Origin of the sequence: Alloactinosynnema sp. L-07 (genome assembly GCF_900070365.1) — a bacterium.
In the GTDB taxonomy this organism is placed as follows: Bacteria; Actinomycetota; Actinomycetes; order Mycobacteriales; family Pseudonocardiaceae; genus Actinokineospora.
Genome location: NZ_LN850107.1, coordinates 4,007,680 through 4,034,281 on the forward strand (window position 1 = coordinate 4,007,680; position 26,602 = coordinate 4,034,281).

24 protein-coding genes are annotated in these 26,602 nt (G+C 70.8%); 9 read left to right on the forward strand and 15 right to left on the reverse strand.

What is annotated here, in order from left to right:
* Positions 1–8: 8 nt before the first annotated feature.
* The 4 genes from BN1701_RS17715 to lgt form a co-directional block, all read right to left on the reverse strand.
* Entirely contained in the window at positions 9–1,529 is a 1,521-nt protein-coding gene (locus BN1701_RS17715) for a PstS family phosphate ABC transporter substrate-binding protein (RefSeq protein ID WP_157368047.1), read from the reverse strand.
* A gap of 79 nt (positions 1,530–1,608) precedes the next feature.
* Positions 1,609–3,108 (reverse strand): glutamate synthase subunit beta, encoded by a 1,500-nt coding sequence (locus BN1701_RS17720; RefSeq protein ID WP_054050270.1) that lies wholly within the window; start codon positions 3,106–3,108, stop codon positions 1,609–1,611.
* Positions 3,101–7,642, reverse strand: a complete 4,542-nt coding sequence (gene gltB, locus BN1701_RS17725) for a glutamate synthase large subunit (RefSeq protein WP_054050272.1) — start codon at positions 7,640–7,642, stop codon at positions 3,101–3,103. The genes BN1701_RS17720 and gltB overlap by 8 nt, the downstream gene beginning before the upstream one ends.
* A gap of 224 nt (positions 7,643–7,866) precedes the next feature.
* Positions 7,867–8,916, reverse strand: coding sequence for a prolipoprotein diacylglyceryl transferase (gene lgt, locus BN1701_RS17730; protein ID WP_369800570.1), 1,050 nt, complete (start codon positions 8,914–8,916; stop codon positions 7,867–7,869).
* A gap of 77 nt (positions 8,917–8,993) precedes the next feature.
* Here lgt and BN1701_RS17735 point away from each other — a divergent pair, with 77 nt between their 5' ends.
* Positions 8,994–9,755 carry a class I SAM-dependent methyltransferase gene (locus tag BN1701_RS17735; protein ID WP_054050276.1) on the forward strand — a complete coding sequence of 254 codons (762 nt, stop codon included), beginning with the start codon at positions 8,994–8,996 and terminating at the stop codon, positions 9,753–9,755.
* Between the two features lies 1 nt (position 9,756).
* Here BN1701_RS17735 and BN1701_RS17740 read toward each other — a convergent pair whose 3' ends face one another.
* The 6 genes from BN1701_RS17740 to BN1701_RS17765 form a co-directional block, all read right to left on the reverse strand.
* Positions 9,757–10,299: a Uma2 family endonuclease gene (locus tag BN1701_RS17740; RefSeq protein ID WP_054050278.1), complete on the reverse strand. Its 543-nt coding sequence runs from the start codon at positions 10,297–10,299 to the stop codon at positions 9,757–9,759.
* Positions 10,300–10,361: 62 nt separating this feature from the next.
* Positions 10,362–11,153, reverse strand: a complete 792-nt coding sequence (trpA, locus tag BN1701_RS17745) for a tryptophan synthase subunit alpha (protein WP_172803275.1) — start codon at positions 11,151–11,153, stop codon at positions 10,362–10,364.
* Positions 11,153–12,376 carry a tryptophan synthase subunit beta gene (trpB, locus tag BN1701_RS17750; RefSeq protein WP_054055944.1) on the reverse strand — a complete coding sequence of 408 codons (1,224 nt, stop codon included), beginning with the start codon at positions 12,374–12,376 and terminating at the stop codon, positions 11,153–11,155. The genes trpA and trpB overlap by 1 nt, the downstream gene beginning before the upstream one ends.
* Positions 12,373–13,182, reverse strand: a complete 810-nt coding sequence (gene trpC / locus BN1701_RS17755; RefSeq protein ID WP_054050282.1) for an indole-3-glycerol phosphate synthase TrpC — start codon at positions 13,180–13,182, stop codon at positions 12,373–12,375. Before trpC ends, trpB begins: the two co-directional genes overlap by 4 nt.
* 117 nt (positions 13,183–13,299) lie before the next feature.
* The gene (locus BN1701_RS17760; protein ID WP_231949635.1) at positions 13,300–13,680 is read right to left on the reverse strand and encodes a Trp biosynthesis-associated membrane protein; all 381 of its coding nucleotides are present in this window, start codon (positions 13,678–13,680) and stop codon (positions 13,300–13,302) included.
* Between the two features lie 52 nt (positions 13,681–13,732).
* Entirely contained in the window at positions 13,733–15,283 is a 1,551-nt protein-coding gene (locus BN1701_RS17765; protein ID WP_054055945.1) for an anthranilate synthase component I, read from the reverse strand.
* Positions 15,284–15,384: 101 nt separating this feature from the next.
* Between BN1701_RS17765 and BN1701_RS17770 the strand changes: the two genes are divergently transcribed.
* Positions 15,385–15,999, forward strand: a complete 615-nt coding sequence (locus BN1701_RS17770) for a TetR family transcriptional regulator (protein WP_054050286.1) — start codon at positions 15,385–15,387, stop codon at positions 15,997–15,999.
* Here BN1701_RS17770 and hisI read toward each other — a convergent pair.
* The 3 genes from hisI to hisF are packed head-to-tail and all read right to left on the reverse strand — an operon-like array spanning position 15,972 to position 17,438.
* Entirely contained in the window at positions 15,972–16,325 is a 354-nt protein-coding gene (gene hisI, locus BN1701_RS17775) for a phosphoribosyl-AMP cyclohydrolase (protein WP_054050288.1), read from the reverse strand. The genes BN1701_RS17770 and hisI overlap by 28 nt on opposite strands.
* A complete protein-coding gene (locus tag BN1701_RS17780) occupies positions 16,318–16,668 on the reverse strand; it encodes a hypothetical protein (RefSeq protein ID WP_054050290.1) in 351 nt (116 codons plus the stop codon). Before BN1701_RS17780 ends, hisI begins: the two co-directional genes overlap by 8 nt.
* Entirely contained in the window at positions 16,665–17,438 is a 774-nt protein-coding gene (gene hisF, locus BN1701_RS17785; protein ID WP_054050292.1) for an imidazole glycerol phosphate synthase subunit HisF, read from the reverse strand. Before hisF ends, BN1701_RS17780 begins: the two co-directional genes overlap by 4 nt.
* Positions 17,439–17,495: 57 nt before the next feature.
* On the opposite strand from hisF, the gene BN1701_RS17790 reads away from it, so the two are divergent.
* The 3 genes from BN1701_RS17790 (at position 17,496) to BN1701_RS17800 (ending at position 19,230) form a co-directional block, all read left to right on the forward strand.
* Positions 17,496–18,068 carry a TetR family transcriptional regulator gene (locus BN1701_RS17790; RefSeq protein ID WP_054050293.1) on the forward strand — a complete coding sequence of 191 codons (573 nt, stop codon included), beginning with the start codon at positions 17,496–17,498 and terminating at the stop codon, positions 18,066–18,068.
* A 67-nt stretch (positions 18,069–18,135) separates the two neighbouring features.
* A complete protein-coding gene (locus BN1701_RS17795; RefSeq protein ID WP_197672109.1) occupies positions 18,136–18,636 on the forward strand; it encodes an SRPBCC domain-containing protein in 501 nt (166 codons plus the stop codon).
* Positions 18,637–18,639: 3 nt separating this feature from the next.
* Complete coding sequence (locus BN1701_RS17800) at positions 18,640–19,230, forward strand: TetR/AcrR family transcriptional regulator (RefSeq protein WP_054050295.1); 591 nt, start codon at positions 18,640–18,642, stop codon at positions 19,228–19,230.
* A gap of 768 nt (positions 19,231–19,998) precedes the next feature.
* Here the strand turns inward: BN1701_RS17800 and BN1701_RS35650 are convergent.
* The gene (locus tag BN1701_RS35650) at positions 19,999–20,247 is read right to left on the reverse strand and encodes a hypothetical protein (RefSeq protein WP_157368048.1); all 249 of its coding nucleotides are present in this window, start codon (positions 20,245–20,247) and stop codon (positions 19,999–20,001) included.
* 282 nt (positions 20,248–20,529) lie between these two features.
* On the opposite strand from BN1701_RS35650, the gene BN1701_RS17805 reads away from it, so the two are divergent.
* The 4 genes from BN1701_RS17805 to BN1701_RS17820 all read left to right on the forward strand — a co-directional run bounded on the left by BN1701_RS17805 (position 20,530) and on the right by BN1701_RS17820 (position 25,716).
* Positions 20,530–22,095 carry an FAD-binding oxidoreductase gene (locus BN1701_RS17805; RefSeq protein ID WP_054055947.1) on the forward strand — a complete coding sequence of 522 codons (1,566 nt, stop codon included), beginning with the start codon at positions 20,530–20,532 and terminating at the stop codon, positions 22,093–22,095.
* A complete protein-coding gene (locus BN1701_RS17810) occupies positions 22,095–22,964 on the forward strand; it encodes a diacylglycerol kinase family protein (RefSeq protein WP_054050297.1) in 870 nt (289 codons plus the stop codon). Before BN1701_RS17805 ends, BN1701_RS17810 begins: the two co-directional genes overlap by 1 nt.
* Before the next feature lie 167 nt (positions 22,965–23,131).
* Positions 23,132–24,367: an MFS transporter gene (locus BN1701_RS17815; protein WP_054050299.1), complete on the forward strand. Its 1,236-nt coding sequence runs from the start codon at positions 23,132–23,134 to the stop codon at positions 24,365–24,367.
* Positions 24,368–24,378: 11 nt separating this feature from the next.
* Positions 24,379–25,716: a GH1 family beta-glucosidase gene (locus BN1701_RS17820; protein ID WP_054050301.1), complete on the forward strand. Its 1,338-nt coding sequence runs from the start codon at positions 24,379–24,381 to the stop codon at positions 25,714–25,716.
* Here the strand turns inward: BN1701_RS17820 and BN1701_RS17825 are convergent.
* Complete coding sequence (locus BN1701_RS17825; RefSeq protein WP_067521254.1) at positions 25,710–26,552, reverse strand: hypothetical protein; 843 nt, start codon at positions 26,550–26,552, stop codon at positions 25,710–25,712. The genes BN1701_RS17820 and BN1701_RS17825 overlap by 7 nt on opposite strands.
* Between the last annotated feature and the right edge of the window lie 50 nt (positions 26,553–26,602).

The window sequence follows — 26,602 nt, forward strand, 5'->3', positions numbered from 1 at the left end:
CGGATCATCTAGCGGCAGAGGGTTCCCATCAGATCTTGGGGACCGTCCACACAGGGCAGATAACCGGCGCGGCGAAGGATGTTCTTCGCCGCGTCGGTGTTCGTGTAGTCGATCATGGAGTCGACGAGCCCGCCGTCCTGCGGCTGGCCGTAGGTGTAGAAGTACTCCACCGCCCAGAACGGGTAGCCGCGCTTGACCACCGAGTCGAGGTCGGGATCCCGGTTGTCGAGCTTGATCCGGTTGAGGTTGGTGTACTTGGTCGTCGCGGTGACCTCGGCGTAGCCGATGGCGCCGGGCAGGCGGTCGACCTGGTCGAGCAGCTCCGAGGTCTTGTAGTGCTCGCAGCGGGTCACCTTGGCGTTGGGGTCGCGGTTGCGGTGGGTGCAGTCGTCGGAGGACAGGGCGGGCTCGGAGCGGCCGAGGACCTTCTCCTCGAAGGCCAGCCGGGTACCCGATCCGGCGCCGCGGCTGACGATGCTGATGGGCAGGTCCGGGCCGCCCACCGCGCTCCAGTCGGTCACCTCGCCCGCGAAGATCGCTTTGAGCTGGTCGGCGGTCAGCTCGTGTTTGCCGGTCTCCTTGTTCACCACGACCGCGAACGCGACCACACCGAGCGGGTGCGGGGTCAGGTTGTGGTAGTTGCGGGAGGCCGGTCCGTCGGACATGGCGATCAGCGCCTCGCGGGACTCGGCGTCGTTGCGGCCCGCGTTGTCGAGTTCGCGCAGGCCGTCGAGGCTGCCCTGGCCCGCGACGCTGATCTCGGCCTCGTCGCACTGGTCGCGGTAGGACTGCACGATCTCCTTGGCCACCGGGTCGAACGCGCTCGACCCGGTGATCTTGATCGTGCCGGGGGCGCACGTCGTGGTCCGCGGACTCCACGGCGCGCTGATGAGCAGAGCGAGGGACGCGCCGACGGCGAGCAGTGCCGTGCCGCCGAGCACCAGGCTGCGGTTGCTCGGTCCGTCACCCCGGGTGGTGTCGTGGACGATCTTGCCGCCACTGAGGAAGCCGTCGCAGGTCACGGCCTGCTTGATGGCCGGGTCAGGCTTGCCGGTGAGCAGCACGAGCACCTTGATCCGGTGCTTGCGGTTGAGCGGCACCTTCGGCAGTAGGAGCTCGGTGACGTCGACCGGCGGCCACGAGTCCTCCTGGGCCAGCAGCTTGGCCAGGATCTGGTCGGCCTCGATCACCTTGGCGTCGACCACCCGCCTGCCCGCGAACTCCAGGGTCAGCGGGACCCGCAGGTCCTCCTCGCGGATCTCCCGGCTGCCGGTGTTCATGATGCGCACCAGCGCGAAACTCGGGTCGACGAGGTCGCGGCCCTGGTAGCTCCACTCGACGGCGATGTCGTTGTTGTGATCGGGCGTCACGCCGATCGGGGTGTCCAGGTGGACCCGGTAGCTGATCCGCTTGCGCTTGCGCCACCACGCGACCAGGAACCCGACCAGCGTGACCGCCAGCGTCACCATGCCTGCCGTGGCTTCCAGGTTGCTCGATAACCAGGACAGCCCAGACGATCCGTCGCTCACGGTGCGCCACCTCCCTGGCGCCGAGCGTAAAGACACGTCAATGCCCAGGTGGCCGCTTCACCGACCGTTAGCCCGATGTTCAGCGCACGGCGAGCGGCAGCGCGTTCGGGTGCACGGGCGCGGGCAGATCCGACGCTCCGGTGAGGAACGCGTCGACCGCGTGGGCGACCGAGCGGCCTTCGGCGATCGCCCAGACCACCAGCGAAGCGCCGCGGTGGGCGTCGCCGCAGACGAACACGCCGGGCGCGGCGGTCTGCCAGTCGGCTCCACAAGAGAGAGTCCCGCGCTTGGTGAGCGACAAGCCCAAGCCGTCGAGCAGCGGCAGGTGTTCGACGCCGTCGAAACCGATGGCCAGCAGCACCAGGTCGGCGGGCAGCACGTGCACGTCGTCGCTGACCGGCACGACCTCCCGCACACCGTCCACTTTGCGCACCTCGACCTCGCGCAGCTGCACCGAGGTCAGGATGCCGTCGGAGCCCGCGAACTTGTCCACCGCGACGGCGAACCGGCGCTCACCGCTCTCCTCGTGCGCCGGGTAGGTGCGCAGGATCCACGGCCAGACCGGCCACGGCGACCGGTCGTCGTCGCGGTCGTCGGGCGGACGCGGGTACTGGTCGAGCTGCACGACGCTGGCCGCGCCCTGACGGGTCGCGGTGCCGTAGCAGTCGGCCCCGGTGTCGCCGCCACCGATGATCACCACATGCTTGCCGCGCGCGTCGATCGGGGTCGGGCCGTCGCCCTCGATCTGCTTGTTGGCGGGGACGAGGTGATCCATCGCCAGGTGTACGCCCCGCAGGTGCCGCCCGGGGATGTCCGGCGCGTCCCGCCCGCGCAGGGCGCCGACGGCGAGCACCACCGCGTCGAAGCGAGCGCGCAGTTCCGCCACCGACAAGTCGACGCCGACCTCGCAGCCGGTGACGAACTTGGTCCCCTCGGCCCGCAGCTGCGCCAGCCGCCGGTCGAGGACGCGCTTCTCCATCTTGAACTCGGGGATGCCGTAGCGCAGCAGGCCGCCGAGCCGGTCGTCGCGCTCGAAGACGGTGACCTCGTGGCCCGCCCGCGTGAGCTGCTGGGCCGCGGCTAGCCCGCCAGGACCGGAGCCGACGACCGCGACCCGGCGCCCGGAGGACACAGTGGACACCCGGGGCTCGACGTGGCCGCGCTCCCAGGAGACGTCGGCGATGGTGTTCTCCACCCGCTTGATCGTCACCGCGCCACCGGAGTCCGGCGAGATCGCCAGCACGCACGCGGACTCGCACGGGGCCGGGCACAGCCTGCCGGTGAACTCGGGGAAGTTGTTGGTGGCGTGCAGCCGGTCGCTGGCCTGCCCCCAGTCGCCCTGGCGGACCAGGTCGTTCCACTCTGGGATGAGGTTGCCCAGGGGGCAGCCCGCGGCGCCGGAGTGGCAGAACGGAATGCCGCAGTCCATGCAGCGGGTGGCCTGGGCGCGGACCTGCTGGTCGCGCTCGGCGGGTGCCTGGTCGCGGTAGACCTCGCGCCAGTCGCCGAGCCGGTCGGCGACGGGCCGCTTGGGCGCGTCCTGGCGGGGATGCTTGAGGAAGCCGCTCGGGTCAGCCACGGGACGCCTCCATCACGGCCTCGTCGACGTCGCGCCCCTCAACCCTGGCCAGGCGCATCGCCTCCAGCACCCGCTGGTAGTCGCGCGGCATCACCTTGGCGAACACCGCGGCCCGCCGCGTCCAGTCGCCCAGCAACGAGGCGGCCACGGCCGACCCGGTGAGCGCGTGGTGGCGGCTGACGATCTCGCGCAGCCACCGCAGGTCGTCGGCCAGTGGCCGCTGGATCTCCACCATCGCCGGGTTCACCGCGGCGGGGTCCAGGTTCAGCACGTAGGCGATCCCGCCGGACATCCCCGCGGCCAGGTTGCGCCCGGTCGGACCGAGCACCACGGCCCGCCCGCCGGTCATGTACTCGAAGGCGTGGTCCCCCACGCCCTCGGCGACGATGACCGCCCCGGAGTTGCGCACCCCGAAGCGTTCCCCGACCCGCCCGCGCAGGAACACCTCACCGCTCGTGGCGCCGTAGGCGATCACGTTGCCCGCGATCACCTGCCGTTCGGCGGCGAACGGCGCGTCGGGGTGCGGGCGGACGATGATCCTTCCCCCCGACAATCCCTTGGCCACATAGTCGTTCGCGTCGCCGATCAGCTCCAGCGCGATTCCGTTGGGGAGGAACGCGCCGAGCGACTGGCCCGCCGAGCCGGTGAGGGTGACGTGGATGGTGTCGTCGGGCAGGCCGTCGCCGTAGCGGCGAGTGACCTCGGCGCCGAGCAGGGTCCCCACGGTGCGGTTGACGTTGCGGATCGGGACTTCCAGCCGGACCGGAAGGGCGTCCTCCAGTGCGGGCTCGGCCAGTCGCAGCAGCGTGCGGTCGAGGGCCTGGTCGAGGCCGTGGTCCTGGGCGCGGATGCGCCTGCGCGGGCCCGCGTCGGCTGGCATGGCGAAGATCGGGCTCAGGTCGAGGCTCTCGGCCTTCCAGTGTTCGGCGGTCTCGTCGACCCCGAGCAGCTCCGCGTGGCCGACGGCGTCGTCGATCGTGCGGAAGCCCAGTGCCGCGAGGTACTCGCGCACTTCCTGCGCCACGAACCGGAAGTAGCTGACGACGTGATCGGCTTGCCCGGTATACCGTTTGCGAAGCGAAGGGTTCTGCGTGGCGACGCCGACCGGGCAGGTGTCGAGGTGGCAGACCCGCATCATCACGCAGCCCGCCACGACCAGGGGCGCGGTGGCGAAGCCGTATTCCTCGGCGCCGAGCAGGGCGGCGATGACGACGTCGCGGCCGTTCTTGAGGGCACCGTCAACCTGGACGGTGATCCGGTCGCGCAGCCCGTTGAGCATCAGCGTCTGCTGGGTCTCGGCGAGTCCGACCTCCCACGGCGTGCCCGCGTGTTTGAGCGAGTTGAGCGGGGAGGCGCCCGTGCCGCCGTCGTGGCCGGAGATCAGCACCACGTCGGCGTGCGCCTTGGACACGCCTGCCGCGACCGTGCCGACACCCGCCTCACTGACCAGCTTGACGTGCACGCGCGCGTTCTCGTTGGCGTTCTTGAGGTCGTGGATGAGCTGGGCGAGATCCTCGATGGAGTAGATGTCGTGGTGCGGCGGCGGCGAGATCAGCCCGACGCCCGCGGTCGAGTGCCGGGTGCGCGCGATCCACGGGTAGACCTTGTTCGGCGGCAACTGCCCGCCCTCACCCGGCTTGGCGCCCTGCGCCATCTTGATCTGGATGTCGTCGGCGTGCACCAGGTACTCGCTGGTCACGCCGAACCGGCCGGAGGCCACCTGCTTGATCGCCGAGCGGCGCGCGGGGTCGTGCAGCCGGTCGGCGTCCTCGCCGCCCTCGCCGGTGTTGGAGCGGCCGCCGATGCTGTTCATCGCGATCGCCAGGGTCTCGTGTGCCTCGGCCGAGATCGAGCCGTAGGACATCGCGCCGGTGTTGAACCGGCGCAGGATCGACTCGACCGGCTCGACCTCGTCGATCGGGATCGGCGTGCGGCCCTCGGTCCTGAGCGCGAACATGCCGCGCAGCGCGCCGCCCTCGCGGTTGAGCCGGTCGACCTCGGCGGAGTACTCGCGGTAGACGTCCTCGCGGCCGGTCTTGGTCGCGTGCTGCAGCAGGAACACCGTCTCCGGGGTGAACAGGTGCAGCTCACCCTCGCGCCGGTAGGCGTACTCGCCGCCGACCTCCAGCCGCCGGTGCACCCGGTCGGTCGGGTTCTCCGGGTGGGCGCGGCGGTGCCGGGTGGCGGCCTCGGCCGCGAGCACGTCGAGCCCGACGCCGCCGAGCTTGGACTGGGTGCCGGTGAAGTACTCGTCGAGCAGGTCCTGGGCCAGGCCGAAGGACTCGAAGACCTGGGCCGCGGTGTAGGCGCCGACAGTGGAGATGCCCATCTTCGACATGATCTTGAGGACGCCCTTGACCAGCGCCTGCACATAGCGCCGGATCGCCGTGCGGGCCTCGACCCCGGTGACCGAACCGCGGGCGATCAGGTCCTCGATCGTCTCGAACGCCAGGTACGGGTTGACCGCCGCGGCGCCGAAGCCGAGCAGCAGCGCAACGTGGTGCACCTCGCGCGCGTCGCCGCTCTCCACGACCAGCGCGACCCGCAGCCGCTCCTTCGTGCGCACGAGGTGGTGGTGAACCGACGACACGAGCAGCAGCGACGGGATCGGCGCCATCCGGTGATCGGAGTCGCGGTCGGACAGCACGAGGATGCGCGCGCCGCCCTCGATCGCCTCCGACGCCTCCCTGCGGACCCGGTCGATCGCCGCAGCGAGCGCTTGTCCGCCGCCGTCCACCTCATACAGTCCAGATAGGACAGTGCTGGCGTAGCCGGGCAGGTCGCCGTCGTCGTTGACGTGGATGAGCTTGGCCAGCTCGTCGTTGTCGATCACCGGGTACGGCAGCTGGATGTGCCTGCACGAGGCCGGGCCGGGCTCCAGCAGGTTCTGCTCCGGGCCCATGATCCGCTGCACCGAGGTGACGATCTCCTCGCGGATGGCGTCCAGCGGCGGGTTGGTCACCTGGGCGAAGTTCTGCTTGAAGTAGTCGTAGAGCAGCCGCGAGCGCCGCGACAGCGCCGCGGGCGGGGTGTCGGTGCCCATCGAGCCGATCGGCTCGGCGCCGGTCACCGCCATCGGCGTGATGAGGATCTTCACCTCCTCCTCGGTGTAGCCGAAGGTGAGCTGGCGGCGCAGGACCGACTCGTGGGTCTGCACGACGTGCTCGCGGTCGGCCAGATCGGCGATCTTGAGCAGGCCCGCGTGCAGCCACTCCTCATAGGGCAGCTGGTTGGCGAGCTCGGCCTTGACCTGGTCGTCGTTGACGATCACCCCGGCCGCGGTGTCCACAAGGAACATCCGGCCGGGCTGCAGCCTGCCCTTGGCCACGACATCGGCGGGCGGCAGTTCGAGCACCCCGGACTCGCTGGCCAGCACGATCCGGTCGTCGCGGGTGCGCCACCAGCGGGCCGGGCGCAGGCCGTTGCGGTCGAGCAGGGCGCCCACCACCGTGCCGTCGGTGAACGTCACGCAGGCCGGGCCGTCCCACGGCTCGATCAGGCTGGAGTGGAACTGGTAGAAAGCGCGGCGCTTGGGGTCCATCGTCGCGTGGTTCTCCCACGCCTCCGGGATCATCATCAGCACCGCGTGCGGCAGGCTCCGGCCGCCCAGGTGCAGCAGCTCCAGCACCTCGTCGAACGAGGCCGAGTCCGACCCACGAGGGTCGACGATCGGGTAGAGCCGGGTCAGGTCGCCCGGGATGAGATCGGACTCCAGCAGCGCCTCACGGGCCCGCATCCGGTTGCGGTTGCCGCGCACGGTGTTGATCTCGCCGTTGTGCGCGACGTAGCGGAACGGGTGGGCCAGCGGCCACGACGGGAACGTGTTGGTGGAGAACCGGCTGTGCACCAGGGCGATCGCGCTGGTCAGCCGCTCGTCGCGCAGGTCGGGGAAGAACGCGGGGACCTGCTCGGTGGTGAGCATGCCCTTGTAGACCAGGGTGCGGGCCGACAGGGACGGGAAGTAGACGCCGCAGCCCGCCGTGGCGCTGTCGCGTTCGACGCGTTTGCGCAGGCAGAACGCGAGCCGGTCGAGGTCGACACCGGCCGCGCCGGACTCGGCGACGACGAAGGGCATGGCGAAGTGCGGCATCACCGAGCGCGCGGTCGGGCCGATCCCGGCCGCGTCCGGGTCGACCGGCACCTCCCGCCAGCCCAGGACCCGCAGGCCCTCCTCCTCGGCGGTGCGCTCGACCAGTTCGACGGCCTTCGCGCGGGCGTCGGGGTCGACCGGGAGGAACGCCAGGCCCGTGGCGTAGTGGTGGCCGTGGTCGGTGGAATCGGGCAGCTCGACTTCGGCGACCGCGCGCAACAGCGCGTCAGGCAGTTGCACGAGGATGCCCGCGCCGTCGCCACTGGTCGGCTCGGCCCCGGCCGCGCCGCGGTGTTCGAGGTTGGCCAACGCGGTGAGGGCGTCGGTGACGATGGCGTGGGAGCGCCTGCCGTGGATATCGGCCACCATGGCCACCCCACAGGCGTCGCGCTCCGCCGCGGGGTCGTAGAGCCCCGCGCGCGGCGGGAGAGCGGAGAAGATCATCTGCGCCGGCCTTCCAATCCTGCTGTCGCGCTCAAGGGTGGCTTCGCCGAGGGCGGAAGCCACTCTGGGCGCGGGACGGCAGCGGCCCGCGGTGTCCCAAGTTTAACAGTCCTGAAACGAGTCAGCCGGGTCGGCGGCGCGGCCCGACTGGGCTGCTACGACCAGAACCTCCCCGACCCGGCTTCGGGTGGGGAGGTTCTGGGGTGTCGATCGCGCTGTGAGCGCTACGCGTCCTTGGTCGCAGAAGCGGAGTCCTTGGCCGTGTCGTCCGCGGCGTCGTCGCTGTCCTGGGTCTCGGCGGCCTTGTCGGTGCCGTCCGCGCCGTCGGCGTCCGCGTCATCGGATTCGGCGCCGCCGTCAGCCGCTGTCTCGGTGTCGGTCAAGTCCACAGTGGACAGGTCTTCGCGGCCGCCGCGCTTGCGGGCGATGACGAAGTACACGATCGCGCCGACGAACAGCAGTGCCGAGGTGAACACGTTGATCCGCAGCCCGGCGACCAGGGTGGCCGGGTCGGTCCGCATCATCTCGATGATCCCGCGGCCGAGGGTGTACCCGGCGACGTAGAGGGCGAACACGCGGCCGTGACCCAGCCGGAACTTGCGGTCGGCCCACACGATGAACGCGGCGACCAACAGGTTCCAGATCAGCTCGTAGAGGAAGGTCGGGTGGACCGGGCTGTTCTCGATCAGCGTGTGCGTCGGCTCGGCCACGCCGTTGAGCGGGTCCTCGATGCCGAACTCGTTGACCCGGCGGTAGATCTCCAGGCCCCACGGCAGGTCGGTCGGACCGCCGAACAGCTCCTGGTTGAAGTAGTTGCCGATCCGCCCGATCGCCTGCGCGACGACGATGCCGGGCGCGACCGCGTCGGCGAATGCCGGCAGCGGGACACCCTTGCGCTTGCAGCCGAGCCAGGCACCGACGCCACCGAGCGCGATGGCGCCCCAGATCCCGAGCCCGCCGTCCCAGATCCGCAGCGCGTCCAGCGGGTTCTTGCCCTCACCGAAATACCGGTAGTAGTCGGTCGCGACGTGATAGAGCCTGCCGCCGACCAGCCCGAACGGCACCGCCCACACGGCGACGTCGATCACCGTCCCCGGTGTCCCGCCCCTGGCGATGAGCCGCTTCTCCCCCCACCAGATCGCCACGATGATGCCCGCGATGATGCACAGCGCGTAAGCGCGCAGCGGCAAGGTCACGAACCCGAGGTCCAGCTGCCAGACACCGCGGTCGGGGCTGGGGATGTTCGCCAGGAACATGGAGGTAGCGCTCGTCACGGGCCCCACCGTAACGGCCCGCTGTCTGCCCACCGTGAAGAGGTGCCACGCGGCCCATCCAGGAGCACAATGCGCCCATGCCGAGCGTCGATGACAACCTGAACCAGTGGTCGAACCATGAGTGGTCCTCGGGCGGTGACGAGTGGTCGGTCGGCTACGGCGGCACCGAGTCCATGTGGACCTGGGCCATCCGCCCCCGCATCGGCGCGTTCCTGCCCGCGGCGCACGTTCTGGAGATCGCCCCCGGGTTCGGCCGGATCACCCAGTACCTGGCCCCGTCCACCCCGCGGCTGACCGTGGTCGACCTGACCCAGCGCTGCATCGACGCCTGCAAGGAACGCTTCAAAGAACTCGACCACATCGAGTACCACGTCAACGACGGCCGCTCCCTGGCGATGGTGCCCGACGACTCGGTCGACTTCGTGTTCAGCTGGGACTCGCTGATCCACGTCGAGGAGGACGTCATCAAGAGCTACCTGGAGCAGCTCGCGACCAAGCTCGTCCCCGGTGGCACCGGCATCCTCCACCACTCCAACATGGACGCCTACCGCGGCGCCGACGGCGAGCTGACCGTGGAGAACGTCCACTGGCGCGCGGCCAGCATGTCCGCGGCCAAGTTCCGCGGCTTCTGCCGGGACGTCGGCCTGCGCTGCCTGGTCCAGGAACTGGTTCCGTGGGGCGGCCCCGAGTTCACCGACTGCATCTCGGTCTTCCGCCGCGAGTCGCCCGGCCTGCTCCGACGGCCGCACGTGATCGAGAACCACGACTTCTTCGCCCAGGTCCAACAACACCGCGCCGCCGACATCCGGGCGCTGACCAGGGCTTATCGGGAGCTGTGAGTCAGGGCAACTCGATGTCGACCAAGAACGGCTCGTCGAACCGCAGCCGCCCGACCTTGCTGGAGGTCACCTCGACGTACCCGTCGCCTTCGAGCCGGAACAGCGTGGCGGTCGACGGCCTTTCGCCAGGATCCACGAGGAGGTAGAAGGGAACACTGGCCTCGGCGTAGAGCACCCGCTTCTGCGCCACGTCATACGACCGCGACGACGGCGAGATGATCTCGACCGCCATCAGGAGGTCAGGCACCCGGAGGTAGAGATCGTCCTGCCCGGCACAGGTCATGACCGCGATGTCAGGAATCAACAGGCGCTCTGGGCCGAGAACAACGTTCACGACGGGCAAGACCTCTAGGTGCTTCGGCACCTGGCGGTCCAGAGCGATCGAGAGACGCAGCAGTACCCGTTGATGCCTGTTCCCTGGTCCAGGGCTCACGACGAGCGCCCCGTCGATCAGTTCTACTCGCGGCCCAATGTCCTCGGGCATCGCCAGTACCTCAGCCAGGGTCCACGGCAGCGGGTGGTTCGGCAGCGTTGGCTGGTCCATGGCGCCACCATGATCGGCCGCACCGGCAGAATCGGCCGCTCAGCCCGGCATTCCCGACTGATTCACCCGATGGTGGTCGGCGCCCGCCGTACGCCCGCCGCGAGTTCGGTCGCCAGCGCCCGGACCGCGTCCGCGCCTTCCCGGACCGCGCTCACGAAGGCCGAGCCCACGATCACCGCGTCCGCGAACCCGGCGACCTCAGCCGCCTGTGACCCCGACCGCACGCCCAAGCCCACCCCGATCGGCAGCTTCGTGTGCTCCCGGGTGCGCTGCACCAAGCCCTCAGCCGCCCCGCCGACCGCGTCCCGGGCACCAGTCACGCCCATGACCGCCGTCGCGTAGACGAAGCCCGACGACGCCGCGACTGTGCGGGCGATGCGCTCCTCCGTCGATGAAGGGGCCACCAGGAAGATCCGGTCCAGCCCGTGTTCCTCGGACGCGGCCAGCCACGGGGCAGCCTCGTCGGGGATCAAGTCCGGAGTGATGATGCCGTGCCCGCCCGCGGCCGCCAGGTCACGCGCGAACGCGTCGACGCCGTAGCGGTGCACCGGGTTCCAATAAGTCATCACGACGGCCTGACCGCCGTGCGCCGTCACGGCCTCGACCACGCGGAACACGTCGCGGAGGCGGAAGCCCGCGCGCAGGGCCTCGTCGGCGGCGGCCTGGATGGTCGGGCCGTCCATGACCGGGTCGGAGTAGGGCACGCCGATCTCGACGAGGTCGCAGCCGCCGTCGATCATGGTCTTGATCATGTCGATCGAGCCGTCGACGGTCGGGAAGCCCGCGGGCAGGTAGCCGACGAGAGCGGCACGCCCCTCGGCGCGGGTGCGCTCGAACAGTGGGGCCAGGCCCATCAGGACTCCTCGTAGAAACCGAAGTACTTCGCGGCCGTGTCCATGTCCTTGTCACCGCGTCCGGACAAGTTGACCAGGATCAACGCCTCCGGGCCGAGTTCCTGCCCGAGCTTGAGCGTCCCGGCCAGGGCGTGCGCCGACTCGATGGCCGGGATGATGCCCTCGGTGCGCGACAGCAGCTGGAACGCGGCCATGGCCTCGTCGTCGGTGACCGAGCGGTACTCGGCGCGCGCGGTGTCCTTGAGCCACGAGTGCTCGGGGCCCACGCCGGGGTAGTCCAGGCCCGCCGAGATCGAGTACGCCTCGATCGTCTGGCCGTCCTCGTCCTGCAGCAGGTAGGACATGGCGCCGTGCAGCATGCCGGGCGTGCCCTCGCTCAGGGTCGCGCCGTGTTCGCCGGACTCGATGCCGTGGCCGCCGGGCTCGATGCCGATCAGCCGGACGTCCGGGTCGTCGATGAACCCGTGGAAGATGCCGATCGCGTTGGACCCGCCGCCGACGCACGCGGTGACCGCGTCGGGCAGCCTGCCCGCCAGCTCCAGGATCTGCGCGCGCGCCTCGATGCCGATGATCTTGTGGAAGTTGCGCACCATCACCGGGAACGGATGCCCGCCCGCGGCGGTGCCCAGCAGATAGTGCGTGGTGTCCACATTGGTCACCCAGTCGCGCAGCGCCTCGTTGATGGCGTCCTTGAGGGTGCGCGAGCCGGACTTGACCGGGATGACCTCGGCGCCGAGCAGCTTCATCCGCGCCACGTTCAGCGCCTGCCGCTCGGTGTCCACCTCGCCCATGTAGACGACGCACTCCAGGCCCATCAGGGCGCACGCGGTGGCCGTGGCCACGCCGTGCTGGCCCGCGCCGGTCTCGGCGATGACCCGCTTCTTGCCCATCCGCTTGGTGAGCAGTGCCTGGCCCAGTACGTTATTGATCTTGTGGGACCCGGTGTGGTTGAGGTCCTCGCGCTTGAGGAAGATCCGCGCCCCGCCCGCGTGCTCGGCGAATCGCGGCGCCTCGGTCAGCAGCGACGGCCTGCCCGCGTAGTCGCGCAGCAGCCGGGCGAACTCGCCGGTGAACTCGGGGTCGACCCGGGCCTTGTCGTAGACCGCCGACAGCTCGTCGAGCGCGGCGATCAGCGCCTCGGGCATGAACCGGCCGCCGTAGGGCCCGAAGTGCCCGGTCGCGTCGGGATCGTGCGGACTCGCCGCGTGCACGCCGTCGGTCATCGGCTGGGCCTCGGGCAAGCCGGGTGCGAACCAGCCGTGACCAGCTGGATCAGGGCCGCGCGCGGGTCATCCGAGGCCACCAGGCCCTCGCCGACGAGCACCGCGTCGGCACCCGCGCCCGCGTAGGTCATCAGGTCGGACGGGCCGCGCACGCCGGACTCGGCGATCTTGACCACGTCCGACGGCAGCCCGGGGGCCAGCCGCCCGAAGACATCCCGGTCGACCTCCAGGGTGTGCAGGTCGCGGGCGTTGACGCCGATGACCCGCGCGCCCGCCTCCAGCGCCCGGTCGGCCTCCTCGGCGGTGTGCACCTCGACCAGCGCGACCATGCCCAGCGACTCGACCCGGTCGAGCAGTGAGGCCAGCGCGTTCTGCTCCAGCGCGGCGACGATCAGCAGCACCAGGTCGGCGCCGTGCGCGCGGGCCTCGTGCACCTGGTACGGGCTGACGACGAAGTCCTTGCGCAGCAACGGAATGTCCACGCACGCGCGCACCGCGTCGAAGTCGGCGAGCGAGCCGCCGAAGCGGCGCTGCTCGGTGAGCACGCTGATGACCCGCGCGCCCGCCTCGGCGTAGTCCTTGGCCAGTGCGGCCGGGTCGGCGATGGCCGCCAACGTCCCCTTGGACGGGCTGCGCCGCTTGACCTCGGCGATCACGCCCACGTCGGAGCCGCGCAGCGCGCTCATCGCGTCGCGCGGCGCGGGCGCCTTCGCGGCCAGATCCTTGATGGCGTCGAAAGGTACGGCCGCCTCGCGGACGGCGAGGTCTTCTCGGACACCTTCGATGATCGATTCGAGGATGCTCACTTGCCACCCTCGTTCGATGTCCAGCCCGTGTAGTGCCTCACAAGCATTGCCCCTTCCGCCGAAATGATGCTAACTCCGGGCCTTATGGCTACTGGGCACCGGGTCCACGCTTTGGCGCTAGCGAGCGGTGGGATCGTCACCTTCAGACAGCGACCGCCAGAGATCGGGCTCGGCGTCGGCGGCGGCACCGGGCGCGGCGTATTTCGCGCCGAGCCGGGGCATGCGGTGTCCGCGCAGCAGCAACAGAATCCCGGCGGCCACCATGAGCACACCACCGGTCACCGCGAGTGCCCGTCCCCAGAGGAACGGCGTGCCCACTGACAGGACGACGGCGATGACGCCGAGCCCGGCGACGAGCAGCCCGACGATCCGACGCGGCACCGGGCCCAGCGCGAGTACGGCGGCCACGGCGGCGAGGTCGAACAACGCCAGCGGCACGAGCGCCCGCTCGCCTGCGATGTCACCCCAGCCGACCCTCGACGCGGACCACAAAGCCAACGCCGCCAAGGGAAGCAGCGCAGAAATTGTCCATAGTGGACGTTTGGCGGGGTCAGCCACTCGACGCCTGCCGCATGGTCTCGGCCGTGGCGATGGCGGCCAGCACCGCGCCCGCCTTGTTGACGCACTCGGTGTCCTCGGCGACCGGGTTCGAGTCGGCGACGATGCCCGCGCCCGCCTGCACGTACGCCACGCCGTCGCGGATCAGGGCGGTGCGGATCGCGATGGCGGTGTCGCAGTCGCCAGCGAAGTCCAGGTAGCCGACGACGCCGCCGTAGAGGCCGCGGCGGGTCGGCTCAAGTTCCTCGATCAACTCCATCGCCCGGGGCTTCGGGGCGCCGGACAGGGTCCCGGCCGGGAAGCAGGCCGCGACGGCGTCGAAGGCGGTCTTGCCATCGGCCAGTTCGCCGGTCACGGTCGAGACGATGTGCATGACGTGGCTGTAGCGCTCGACCCGGAAGAAGTCGACGACGTGCACCGTTCCCGGCTTGCAGACCCGGCCGAGGTCGTTGCGGCCCAGGTCGACGAGCATGACGTGCTCGGCGCGCTCCTTCTCGTCGGCGAGGAGGTCCTTCTCCAGGATCTGGTCCTCGTCGGCGTCGATGCCACGCCAGCGGGTGCCCGCGATCGGGTGGGTGGTCGCGCGACCGTCGCGGACGGTCACCAGCGCCTCGGGGCTGGAGCCGACGATGCTGAACCCGTCGAGCCGCAGCAGGTACATGTACGGGCTCGGGTTGGTGGTGCGCAGGACGCGGTAGACGTCGAGCGGGTCGGCCTGGGTGCGCATCTCGAAGCGCTGCGACACCACGACCTGGAAGGCCTCGCCCGCCCGGATCGCTTCCTTCGCGGTGAGCACGGCCTGCTGGTACTCGGCGGGTTCGCGCCTGCGCCGGTAGTCGGGCTTGGGCCGGTCGAACACCGCGACCGTCGGCTCTGCAGGCGTCTGCAGGCCGTGGACCATCGCGTCGAGGCGGGCCACGGCGTCGTCGTAGGCCGCGTCAACACGTTCCGGCGAGTTGTCCCAGTTCACCGCGTTGGCGATGAGGGTGATGGTGCCCTCGTGGTGGTCGAGCGCGGCCAGGTCGGTGGCCAGCAGCATGACCAACTCGGGCAGCTTGAGGTCGTCCTCGGCCAGTTCCGGGAGGCGTTCGAGCCTGCGGACGGCGTCGTAGCCGACGTAGCCGACCATGCCGCCGGTCAGCGGGGGCAGGCCGGGCAGCGGGTCGGTGTGCAGGGCCTTGACGGTCTCGCGGAGCGCGTCGAGCGGGTCGCCGCCGGTGGGCAGGCCGACCGGCGGGGTGCCCAGCCAGTGCGCCTCGCCGCCGTTCGCGGTGAGCGCGGCGGGGCTGTGGACGCCGACGAACGACCAGCGCGACCACGAGCGGCCGTTCTCCGCCGACTCGAACAGGAAGGTGCCGGGACGGTCGCCCGCGAGCTTGCGGTAGACCCCGACCGGGGTCTCGGCGTCGGCGAGGACCCGCCGCACGACGGGGATGACCCGGCGGTCCGCGGCGAGCGCGTGGAACTCCTCGCGGGTGGGACTGACCGCGCCCATCCCGGAGGTCGTCGGTACGCGTGCCGGAATGCCGATGGCGCTGACCATGGCGTTCATTGTGCCGGTCACCCCAAACGGGTTTCCCGGTCGGGTCCACGTCGAATTCAACAAATGTTGAAAAATCGTGCACGCTCGACCATGATGGTCCGGTGTCCGAATCAGTTCAGCAAGAGCCGACCCGCCGCGGCAGGCGCCCGCGCGGCGCCGACACCCGCGCCGCGCTGCTGGCCGCCGCCCGCGAGGTGTTCACCGAACAGGGCTACGACGGGGCGACGGTCCGGGCCATCGCGGGCCGCGCCGGGGTCGACGCGGCCATGGTCAACCACTGGTTCGGCGGCAAGGACAAGCTGTTCAGCGAGGCCGTCCTGCAGGTGCCGTTCAACCCGAACGAGATCATCGCCGAGCTGATGAAGGGCGACATCCACGACCTCGGCGAGCGGATCATCCGACGGTTCCTGACCAGCTGGGACGAGCAGGGCGGCGGGGTGTTCGCCGCCCTCATCCGCAGCGTCGCCGCGCACGAACAGGTGGCGCACGCGCTGCGCGACTTCTTCACCAAGCACGTGTTCGGGCAGCTCGCGGGCACGGTCGCCCAGGACCAGCCCGCCCTGCGGGCCAACCTGGTCGCGTCCCAGCTCATCGGACTCGGGGTGACCCGCTATGTCGCCGAGTTCGACCCGCTGGCCACGGCCGACGTCGAAACGCTGGTCGCGGCGATCGGACCGAACGTCCAGCGCTACTTGACCGGGTCGCTGAGCAGCTGACGGGCGTCGAAACAGGTCCGGTCGCCGGTGTGGCACGCGGCGCCCTCCTGGTCCACGACCAGCAGGATCGTGTCGCCGTCGCAGTCGAGGCGCACATCGTGGACCTGCTGGGTGTGCCCGGAGGTCTCGCCTTTGACCCACAGCTCGTCACGGCTGCGGGAGAAGTACGTGGCGCGGCGGGTGGTCAGGGTCAGGTGCAAGGCCTCGTCGTTCATCCACGCGACCATCAGCACCTCGCCGGTGCCGCGCTGCTGCGCGACCGCGCAGACAAGGCCCTCGGCGTTGCGTTTGAGGAGCTTGGCGATCTCCGGGTCCAGTTCACCCACGGCGGGCACCTCCGAAATGGGCCCGCGCGGGGCCGGTCAACAGCAGGATGACGGCGTAGACATAGCCTGCGGCGACCGCGCCGGAAACGGTCCGCACTTCCCACGGCAGGCCGCCGAGGGCGATCAGCGCGTGCGACAGGGCGAGAAAGACCACGACGCAACTGGCGATAGCACGCCCTTTGCCCCACCCGCTCACCATCGCGGCGATCGCCAGTGCGGCAAGGATGGTGAAGATGATCGGCGCCCGCGGTTCGCCACGGACGATGCCGAGAACCAGGAAGAGCGCCGCGCCCACCGCCACAATCCCCGCCGCGACGCGCACCTCCAGCGGGCGAGCGGTCACCGCACCACGACCCCGGCGGCGCGCAGAGTGTCCTTGACCTCGCCAATGCGCAGCTGTCCGAAGTGGAACACGCTGGCCGCGAGCACCGCGTCGGCGCCGTGGGCGACGGCGGGCGGGAAGTGCTCCAGCGCGCCCGCTCCCCCGCTGGCGATGAGCGGGACGTCGACCACGGCGCGGACCAGGTCGATCAGGTCCAGGTCGAAGCCCGCCTTGGTGCCATCGGCGTCCATCGAGTTGAGCAGGATCTCGCCGACGCCCAGTTCCTGACCGCGCGCGGCCCACTCGACGGCGTCAAGGCCGGTGCCGCGCCTGCCGCCGTGGGTGGTGACCTCGAAGCCGGACGGGGTGGGCTTCGAGCCTTCTGGGACCCGGCGCGCGTCCACCGACAGCACGATGCACTGGGCGCCGTAGCGCAGGGACGCCTCGCGGAGGAACTCCGGGCGGGCGATGGCGGCGGTGTTGATGCCGACCTTGTCCGCGCCCGCGCGCAGCAGCTTGTCGACATCGCCGACCTCACGGACGCCGCCGCCGACGGTCAGCGGGATGAACACCTGCTCGGCGGTGCGGCGCACGACGTCGAAGGTGGTCTCGCGGTCCGAAGAGGACGCGGTGACGTCGAGGAAGGTCAGCTCGTCCGCCCCCTCGGCGTCGTAGGCGGCGGCCAGTTCGACCGGGTCGCCCGCGTCGACCAGGTCGGTGAAGTTGACTCCTTTGACCACCCGGCCCGCGTCGACGTCGAGGCAGGGGATCACGCGCACCGCTACTGACATGCCTACGAGCCTACGTGGCGACGATACTGGCGGTGGCAGGACCACGAGGGGGAGGCGATGGCCAAGACCGGCCGCAGACCGGGGCAGACCCAGACCCGCGCGCACATCCTGGCCGCGGCCCGCAGCCAGTTCGGCGCGCTGGGCTACGGCGGGGCGACGATCCGCGGGATCGCGGCGGAGGCGGAGGTCAATCCGGCGCTCATCCACCACTTCTTCGGGACGAAGGAGCAGGTGTTCGTCGCGGCGCTGAACCTGCCGGTCAACCCCATCGTGATGGTGGAGACCGTGCTGGACGGACCACGGGCCGAGGCGGGGGCGCGGATGGTCCGGCTGTTCCTTGGCCTGTGGTCTGCGCCGGAGCCGAGCACGGCGTTCCTGGCCCTCATTCGCTCGGTGTCGACCAGCGAGCAGGCGGCGGACATGATGCGCCAGTTCCTGGAGAAGGCGGTCCTGGCCAAGGTCGCCGACGCGCTCGGGGTGCCGAAACTGCGGATGACGGCGCTGGCGGCCCAACTGGTGGGGCTCGCGATGGTCCGCTATGTGGTCGGCGTCGAACCGTTGGCGTCGGCGTCGGATGACGAGGTGGTCGAGCTGGTCGGGCCGGTGATCCAGCACTACCTGAACGGGTGACTTGCAAGGCTAACGTCGTTAGCCTACTGTTGTGGCTAACAACGTTAGCCACCGCTGGAGATCCCCCGTGAAGATCGTTTGGATCGTTCTCGCCGTCCTGCTCGTCGTCCCGCTCGCGCTGTACACGTGGTCGCGCATCTCGCCGAAAGCCCTCACGTCCACCGTCGAGATCGACGCCTCGCCGCAACGGGTGTGGAACGTGTTGACCGACTTCCGGTCCTATCCGGAATGGAACCCGTTCATCGTCAAAGCCGAGGGAACGGCCACAGTGGACTCACAATTGAAGAACACCTTGAACAGCAACGGTTCCACGATGGAGTTCGAGCCAACCGTCCTGGTCGCCGACGCGGGCCGCGAGTTACGCTGGCTCGGCCGATTCCGCCTGCCGGGCATCGTGGACGGGGAGCACTATTTTCTCATCGAGGAGGTGTCCCCCGGCCGCACCCGCCTCACCCAGGGCGAGACGTTCACCGGCTTCCTGGTCCCCGTGGCCGGAAAGTCCCTCGACGTCGAGTCGGGCTTCGCCGCCATGAACACCGCCCTGAAAGCCCGCGCCGAGAACGGCTGAGCCATGACACTCCCACGCCGCACCACCCGCTCCCCCCGAGCGACCCAGATCGTCAACGCCGCCCGCGGCCTACTGGAGAACAACGGCATAGAGGCGATGACCATGCGCCTGCTGGCCGAGTTCCTGGAGATGCGAGCGCCGTCGCTCTACAAGCACTTCCGCAACAAGGAGGCCATCGAGGTCGCCCTGATCGAGACAGGCCTCACCGACATCGGCACCGCACTGCACGAGGCGGTGGCGTCCCCAGAACCGGACGGAGCAATCCCCACCCTCTTACGCACCTACCGCCGCCACGCCCTTGCGCACCCGAACCTGTACCGACTGTCGACCCAGGGCGCGTTACCCCGGGAGCAGTTGGCGGCAGGACTGGAGGAATGGGCAGGCACCCCCTTCTTCCTAGCCGCCGGGGAACCGCACCTGGCACAGGCACTGTGGTCGTTCGCGCACGGGATGGTGATCCTCGAACTCGACGACCGCTTCCCCCCAGGCAACCTCGACCCCACCTGGCACGCGGGCGCCACCGCCTTCACCACCGCAGCCGCCGCACACCCTCCACCCATCCCAACCACACCCGCCCAAACCCCAACCACCTAACGCCCGCCCCAAGCATCCCGGCGCCACAAGTGGGTCAGCTGCCCACACCAGCTCCCCGCCGAACGCCTACGCAGACCCACGGCATGGTGAAGGGCCGACACCACCCCACCCGGATGCCGGAGCGCCCTTGCATTAGGGGACCGCAGGTCCCTGCATTTCCCCCAGCACCCTCGTCCCGGCAATCCCTTGTCCGGAGCCGGCGTTGTCAAGGGGCGGCTTGCCGCTCGCGCAGCGACGCCGCAGGCGCCCTTACAACGCCGACTCGGGACAAGACGCCGAAAAACGAGGGAGCGACCCCGCCCTCCGAAGCACGAACGAGCCCCGTCCGCACACAACGCGCCTCCCACCGGGCGCCCCGACCAAGCGCCACCAGCCACACGCGCCCCAACCGCCGCCCGCTCAACGCCGTCCATCACGCAAAGCCAAGCGCCGCACGACCAGGAGCCGCCCGCCAACAACATCCACCTCCACACGGCCCGCCCAGCGCCGTCCCTTGCCAAGCGCGGCCCCCAGCGCCGACCGAGTTCTGCCGGGCCAACACCCCCGGCGCGCCGGGGCCTAGCGCAGCCCACGCAAGCGACGCCGCCTTGTTCCCACCCACACCGCGCACAAAGCTCGGCGGGCCAGCACGGCCCGTCTGACACAGCCCGTCCAGGCCACCCGTCGACCGCCACCCGCCCCCCCCGGAGCGGTCCGCCCAGCGCAGGCGCCCAGGTCCGACCCCTGTAGTGCCGCCCCAACCAGCGCCACCCGGCCAACGCCGCCCACTCACGCGTGCGCCCGCCACACCGCCCACCCACCGAGCACGGCCAGCCTGACGCCGCCGACCCGCCCGCACCGCCCTCCCGTCGGCCCAGCACCGCCGCCACAGTGCCGCGCGTCCAGCGCGGCACGCCCGGCGCGGCACGCCCGGCGCGGCGCGTCCGGCGCGGGCGCGTCCAGCACCGCACGCCAGGCGCGGCACGCCCGGAGCGGCGCGTCCAGCGCGGCGCGGCGCGGCCCAGCGCGGCGCCTCAATCCGGCGCGGTCCGGCGCTGTGCGTTGGTCCGGCGCGCTCACGCGCTTGGGTCGCGCTGGTGGCGCTGCGCAGCACCGGGTCTGTGTCGCGGGTGTCGCGGGGGGCGCGTGGGTGAGCGCTGAGGCCTGGGGGCGGGTGGCGGAGGCCGCCCGGTCGAGTGTGGGCTGCGCACTTTGGAGCCAGCGATTGCGCGACTGTGACAATGTATGCGAATCTGTCACATAGTCTGCGAGTTGCCTCTGGAGGCGTTGGTGAGCGAGACCGAACTGCCTGTCGTCGAGATGTTGCGTCCACGGTGGGGGAATCCCGAGACTCCGGGGTCCTTGCCCGGTATCGCCTCGGCGGCGCTGACGCAGTTGGGTGTGCGGCCCCGGGACACGGTGGCGCCCGAGGATGTGGTGTTGCCCGACTCGACCCTGCCAGCGGACGCCCTTGCGGCGATCGAGGCCGTGGTGGGCGCGGACAACGTGGTCGCCGACCATCACAGCCGGGTCCAGCACACCCGTGGCTACTCGACACCGGATCTGCTGAAGTTGCGGGCGGGAGATGCCTCCGACGCGCCGGATGTGGTGGTTTATCCGGGTGATCATGGTGACGTGGCCGAGGTGTTGCGCGTGTGCTCGGAGCACCTGGTCGCCGTGGTCCCGTTCGCGGGGGGAACCTCCGTGGTCGGCGGGCTGACGGCGGCGCGGGCCGGGTTCGCGGGGGTCGTCGCGCTCGATGTTCGGCGGCTCGACCAAGTGACGGCCGTCGACGAAGTCTCGCGTACCGCGACTCTGCAGGCGGGGCTGCGCGGGATCCAGGCCGAGGAGCTGTTGCGGGCCAAGGGATTCACGCTCGGCCAGTTCCCCCAGTCCTACGAGGGCGCGAGCATCGGCGGGTACGCCGCGGCGCGGTCGGCGGGGCAGTCTTCGGCCGGGTACGGGCGGTTCGACGAGATGGTGGTCGGGCTGGTCCTCGCCACGCCGACCGGCACGGTCGAACTGGGCACCGCGCCAAGGTCGGCGGCGGGGCCGGATCTGCGGCAGTTGGTGCTCGGGTCCGAGGGCACGCTCGGGGTGATCACCTCGGTGACCGTGCGGATTCACCGCGCGCCGGAGCGTCGGGTGTTCGAGGGGTGGCGGTTCGAGTCGTTCGACGCGGGCGCGGCGGCGCTGCGGCGGCTGGTGCAGGACGGGCCGCTGCCGACGGTGCTGCGGCTGTCCGACGAGGCCGAGACCGCGGTCAACCTGGCCGACCCGAGCGGCAAGCTCGGCGGCAGCCCCGGCGGGTGCCTGGTCATCACCGGTTACGAGGGCGCGACCGACGAGGTGGCGGCTCGCCAGGCGGCGGCGACCAAGGCGCTGACCGAGGTGGGCGGCACCGCGCTGGGCGCCACCCCTGGTGAGGCGTGGCGCGAAGGCCGGTTCCGCGGCCCCTACCTGCGCGACCCGCTGCTGGACGCGGGTGGGCTGGTCGAAACCCTGGAGACCGCGACGTTCTGGTCGAACGTGCCCGCGCTCAAGGCCGCGGTGACGACCGCGATCACCGACGCGCTGGCGGGCCAGGGGACTCCCCCGGTCGTCCTCTGCCACATCAGCCATGTCTACGAGACTGGCGCGTCGCTGTACTTCACCGTCATCTGCGCGCAGGCCGACGACCCGCTGGAGCAGTGGGCACAGGCGAAGGACGCCGCCAACGCGGCGATTCGGTCGACCGGGGCGACGATCACGCACCACCACGGTGTCGGCACCGACCACCGCGAGACCTATCACGCCGAGATCGGGCCGCTGGCCGTCGCGGCGCTGCGGGCGGTCAAGCTGACCTGGGACCCGCGGGGTGTGCTCAACCCCGGGGTGCTGGTCTGATGCGCTCGTTCACCGCCCTGGTCAACCCGATCGCGGGCGGCGGCAGCGCCGCGCAGCGCTGGCAGCCGCTGGCCGACCTGATCACCGCGGCGGGCGCGGCGGTCACCGTCGAGCTGACCGAGAGCCAGCCGCACGCCGTCGAGTTGGCCGCGAAAGCCGCCCAGCGCGGCGACGTCGTGGTGGCGGTCGGCGGCGACGGCCTGGTCCGTGACGTCGCGCAGGGCGTGGTGGCCGCCGACGGCACGCTCGGGATCGTGCCTGCGGGCCGGGGCAACGACCTGGCCAGGAAGCTGGACCTGCCGACCGACCACGCCGCGCTCGGGGAGTTGCTGCTGAACGCCCCGGAGCGGCGGATCGACGTGATCGATGCCGCCGGGTCCATCGTGCTCGGCAACGTCTACGCGGGGATCGACAGCCTCTCGGCGCGGATCATCAACGACAACCGGTGGATGCCCGCGAAGCTGATCTACCGCCTCGCCCCGGCGCTGGCCCTGCTGCGCTGGCAGCCGCCGGTCTACACCGTCACCGCCGACGGCGAGACGATCACCGCGAAGGCGGACACCGTGATCGTCGCCAACTCCGGTACCTACGGGCACGGGCTGCGGATCGTGCCGGACGCGGTGGTCGACGACGGCCTCCTGGACGTCATGATCGTCAGCGCGGGACCCAAGCGACGCCTCGCCGCCTTCATGAGCCAGGCCAAGACCGGCACCCACGTGGGCAGGCCAGAGGTCCGCGTCGTGAGGGCCCGCGAGGTCACCCTCGACGCCGACCGTCCGGTCCCCGTAGGGGCCGACGGCGACGACCTCGGCGCGCTACCCTGCAAGATCCGGATCCGGCCCGCAGCGCTGCGGATCCTCGCCCCATAGCCAAGGGAAAAGCTGTGTCCATGAACGTTGTGGGGCGATCGGCGGATCCAGGTTCGCGCTGGGCGTGCCGCCAGAATGCCGCTCGTGCTGGGTGCGGCCTGCGGGAATCTGGGCCGTCGAGGGCCTGGCAACGTTCGTGGACGCAGCTCTAGCCGAAGGGAGCGCCGATGGCCGTCGCCGACCCGCCCACCGTCGCTGACCCGGTGACCAAGGTGTCCGCCCGGTGGATCTCCGGGTTCTGTCTGGCCGTGGTCGGCACGTTCGTCGGCTGGTACGGGCCGCTGCAGATCTTGCTGGCCAAGCAGGCCGACGCGTTCGACCCGGCGGGCAAGGAGTCGGTGCTGGCGGTGGTGGCCCTATTGGGGGCCACCGTGTCGTTGCTGGCCAACCCGGTCTGGGGCGCGCTGTCGGACCGCACGACCTCCCGCTTCGGCAGGCGGATCCCGTGGGTCGTGGTCGGCACGGTGGGCGGGGTCGCCGGGCTGCTCGTGCTCGCGGCGGCCGACGGCATCGGGCTGATGATCATCGGCTGGTGCCTCGTCCAGCTCACCTTGAACGCGCCCTTGGCCGCGCTGTCGGCGGCGATCCCCGACCAGGTCCCGGTCGCCCAGCGCGGCACCGCGGGCGGCTACTTCGGGCTCGCGCAGATGTTCGGGGTCATGGCTGGCACCGGGTTGGCGGTGGCGGGCGGTTCGATCGTCGGCGGCTACGTCGCGTGCGCGGCGTTCGTCCTGCTCGCGCCGCTGCCGTATGTGCTGCTGGGCAAGGACACCGTGATCACCGAGCGCCCGCCGTGGCACTGGCGGGCGTTCCTGTCCGGGTTCTGGATCAGTCCCCGCCGCTACCCCGACTTCGCGTGGGCGTGGTTCACCCGGTTCCTGATGAACGTCAGCAACGCCATCGCCCTGCTTTACCTGCTGTTCTACCTCAAGGACGGCGTGCGGATCGAGGATCCCGAGACCGGCGTGCTGATCCTGACCGTGCTCGACGCCTGCACGATGCTGATCACGGTCATGGTCGCGGGCGTCTGGTCGGACCGGATCGGCAGGCGGCGGGTGTTCGTGTTCGGCTCCGGCGTGATCATGGCCGTGGCCGCGATGCTGCTCGCGGTCTGGCCGACCTGGGCCGGGGCGGTGACCGCGGCGATCGTGCTGGGGGTCGGGTTCGGCGCCTACACCTCGGTCGACTTCGCGCTGATCACCCAGGTGCTCCCCCGGGCCGCCGACCGGGGCCGCGACCTCGGCGTGCTCAACGTGGCCAACACGCTGCCGCAGGTGCTCGCGCCGGTGGTCGCCGCGCCGATCGTGCGCCACCTCGGCGGCTACCCGATGTTGTTCTCGGTCTCCGCGCTCGTCGCACTGGTGGGCGCGCTGCTCGTCTATCGGATCAAGTCGGTTCGCTGAAAGGGCACCAAGTGGACTTCCCCGCACTCCCCAAGGACTTCGTCTTCGGCGTCTCGGCGGCGTCCTACCAGATCGAGGGCGCGGTCGGCGCCGACGGCCGCGGAGTGTCTATTTGGGACACTTTCACCGCCGAGCCGGGGCGGATCAGGAACGGCGACACCGGCGACGTCGCGTGCGACCACTACCACCGTTACCGCGAGGACGTGGCCATGATGAAGGAGCTGGGCGTCGACGCCTATCGCTTCTCCATCGCCTGGCCCCGGATCCAGCCGACCGGCCGCGGCGCGGCCAACGAGGCCGGACTCGACTTCTACGACCGGTTGGTCGACGAACTGCTCGCCGCCGGGATCACCCCCGCCGCCACCCTCTACCACTGGGATCTGCCACAGGCGCTTGAGGACGCGGGCGGCTGGACGGTCCGCGACACCGCCGAGCGGCTCGCCGAGTACGCGGGCATCGTCGGCGCCCGCCTCGGTGACCGGGTGGGCATGTGGATGCCGCTCAACGAACCGGTCGTGGTGACCATGTTCGGCTACGCGATGGGCGCCCACGCCCCCGGCAGGCAGCTCGGCTTCGGCGCGCTCCCGGTGGCCCACCACCAGCTCCTCGGCCACGGCCTGTCGGTTCAGGCGCTGCGCGCGGCGGGCTGCGCCAACATCGGCATCGCCTCCAACCACGCCCCGACCTGGCCCGCCTCGGACTCCGCCGAGGACAAGCAGGCAGCCGAGATCTTCGACGCGCTGGTCAACTGGACCTTCGCCGACCCGATCCTGCGTGGGGAGTACCCGGACCCGTTGATCGCCGCGGCGATGCCGGGCCCGGTCGCGGCGGACCTGAAGGTCATCGCCGAGCCGCTGGACTGGTTCGGGATCAACTACTACCAGCCCGCGCTCGTCGGCGCGCCCGGCTCCGGGGAGTCGCTGCTGCCCGGCGTCGAGCTGCCGTTCGACCTGCGCACGACCGAGGGCTACCCGAAGACCGACTTCGGCTGGTCGGTCGTCCCCGACGGCCTGCGCGAGATCCTCGCCGCCTTCAAGGACCGCTACGGCGACGCGCTGCCGCCGGTCTACATCACCGAGAGCGGCTGCTCGTATCACGACACGGTCGGCCCGGATGGCGCCGTGCACGACCAGAGGCGCATCGACTACCACGACCAGCATCTGCGGGCGCTGGCCGAGTCCGGTGTGGACGTTCGCGGGTACTTCGCGTGGTCGATCATGGACAATTTCGAGTGGGCGGAAGGTTTCACCGAGCGGTTCGGCCTGGTGCACGTCGACTACGACACGCTCAAGCGGACCCCGAAGGACTCGTTCGGCTGGTACCGGGACCTCATCCGGTCCCGTCAGTAGCTGGGCACCGTGGCCGACCGGAGCAGGCGCATCCACAGCCCCGGCCGGGCCACCGTCCACGCGGTCCGGTCCAGCGGCGGGCTCCCGTAGCACGGGATCCCGTCGCTGATCATGTCCGCGATCCTCGGCTCGTCGAGCGCCACCCCCGCGAACTCGTACAGCGCGCTGAGCCGGGGCGTGATCACGCCGTAGTCGAGCAGGCGCGGCAGCCTGCCCTCGTCGGCCACCAGCCGAGCGAGCGAGTCGCCGGTCACCGGATAGCGCTGCGGGAAGACGCGGCGCAGGCTTAGAAAGAGGCCGACCGTCCCAAAGCGAGGGTCGCCGAGGTGCCGGGCCCACCAGCCCATCCGCCCGGCGGCGAGCCCGGGCTCGGCGACGAGGGCGTGGGCGTAGAAGGCCCGCAGCACCGTCACATTGATCATGAACCGTTCCAGCGGGGTCTCCCGGCGGGCCAGCGGCTCGTGGTCGAGGTAGCCCGCCACGACGCTGGCGTTGTGCGCGCGGTACCAGGTGGCCGGGGTCGGCAGGCGCAGGAACGCGGCCCAGAGCTCGACCGGCCGCGACGAGACGGCGCGCACCCCTCGCGCCGCGGCCAGGCCCGCTTCGATCTTGTCCCGGAGCAGGCGTTCGTTGACCGCGCGCCACCACGGGCTGCCGGTCACCGACGAGAGCACCCCGCGTTCGAACTCCCACCGCAGGAAGCTCAGCTCGCCACGCGCGAACCGCCGGTGCTCCGGCCGCGAACGGTAGAACTCACCGGCGAGCCGATACCGCCCGGCGGCGTCGTCACGCACCGTGGCCACTAGCTCATCCGCGTCGTCCAGGTGTGATGGCATCACCACCAGAGTGTCAGTCGGGTGGCCGATCGCGCATCTTCCCTGTGTGT

Coding starts and splice junctions, on each gene's coding strand:
- gltB (WP_054050272.1), bottom strand. CDS start 7,642: ATGATCTTCTCCGCTCTCCCGCCGCGCGCGGGGCTCTACGACCCCGCG.
- BN1701_RS17735 (WP_054050276.1), top strand. CDS start 8,994: ATGCCGAGCGTCGATGACAACCTGAACCAGTGGTCGAACCATGAGTGG.
- BN1701_RS17740 (WP_054050278.1), bottom strand. CDS start 10,299: ATGGACCAGCCAACGCTGCCGAACCACCCGCTGCCGTGGACCCTGGCT.
- trpA (WP_172803275.1), bottom strand. CDS start 11,153: ATGGGCCTGGCCCCACTGTTCGAGCGCACCCGCGCCGAGGGGCGTGCC.
- trpB (WP_054055944.1), bottom strand. CDS start 12,376: ATGACCGACGGCGTGCACGCGGCGAGTCCGCACGATCCCGACGCGACC.
- BN1701_RS17765 (WP_054055945.1), bottom strand. CDS start 15,283: ATGGTCAGCGCCATCGGCATTCCGGCACGCGTACCGACGACCTCCGGG.
- hisF (WP_054050292.1), bottom strand. CDS start 17,438: ATGTCAGTAGCGGTGCGCGTGATCCCCTGCCTCGACGTCGACGCGGGC.
- BN1701_RS17790 (WP_054050293.1), top strand. CDS start 17,496: ATGGCCAAGACCGGCCGCAGACCGGGGCAGACCCAGACCCGCGCGCAC.
- BN1701_RS17800 (WP_054050295.1), top strand. CDS start 18,640: ATGACACTCCCACGCCGCACCACCCGCTCCCCCCGAGCGACCCAGATC.
- BN1701_RS17805 (WP_054055947.1), top strand. CDS start 20,530: ATGTTGCGTCCACGGTGGGGGAATCCCGAGACTCCGGGGTCCTTGCCC.
- BN1701_RS17810 (WP_054050297.1), top strand. CDS start 22,095: ATGCGCTCGTTCACCGCCCTGGTCAACCCGATCGCGGGCGGCGGCAGC.
- BN1701_RS17815 (WP_054050299.1), top strand. CDS start 23,132: ATGGCCGTCGCCGACCCGCCCACCGTCGCTGACCCGGTGACCAAGGTG.
- BN1701_RS17825 (WP_067521254.1), bottom strand. CDS start 26,552: ATGCCATCACACCTGGACGACGCGGATGAGCTAGTGGCCACGGTGCGT.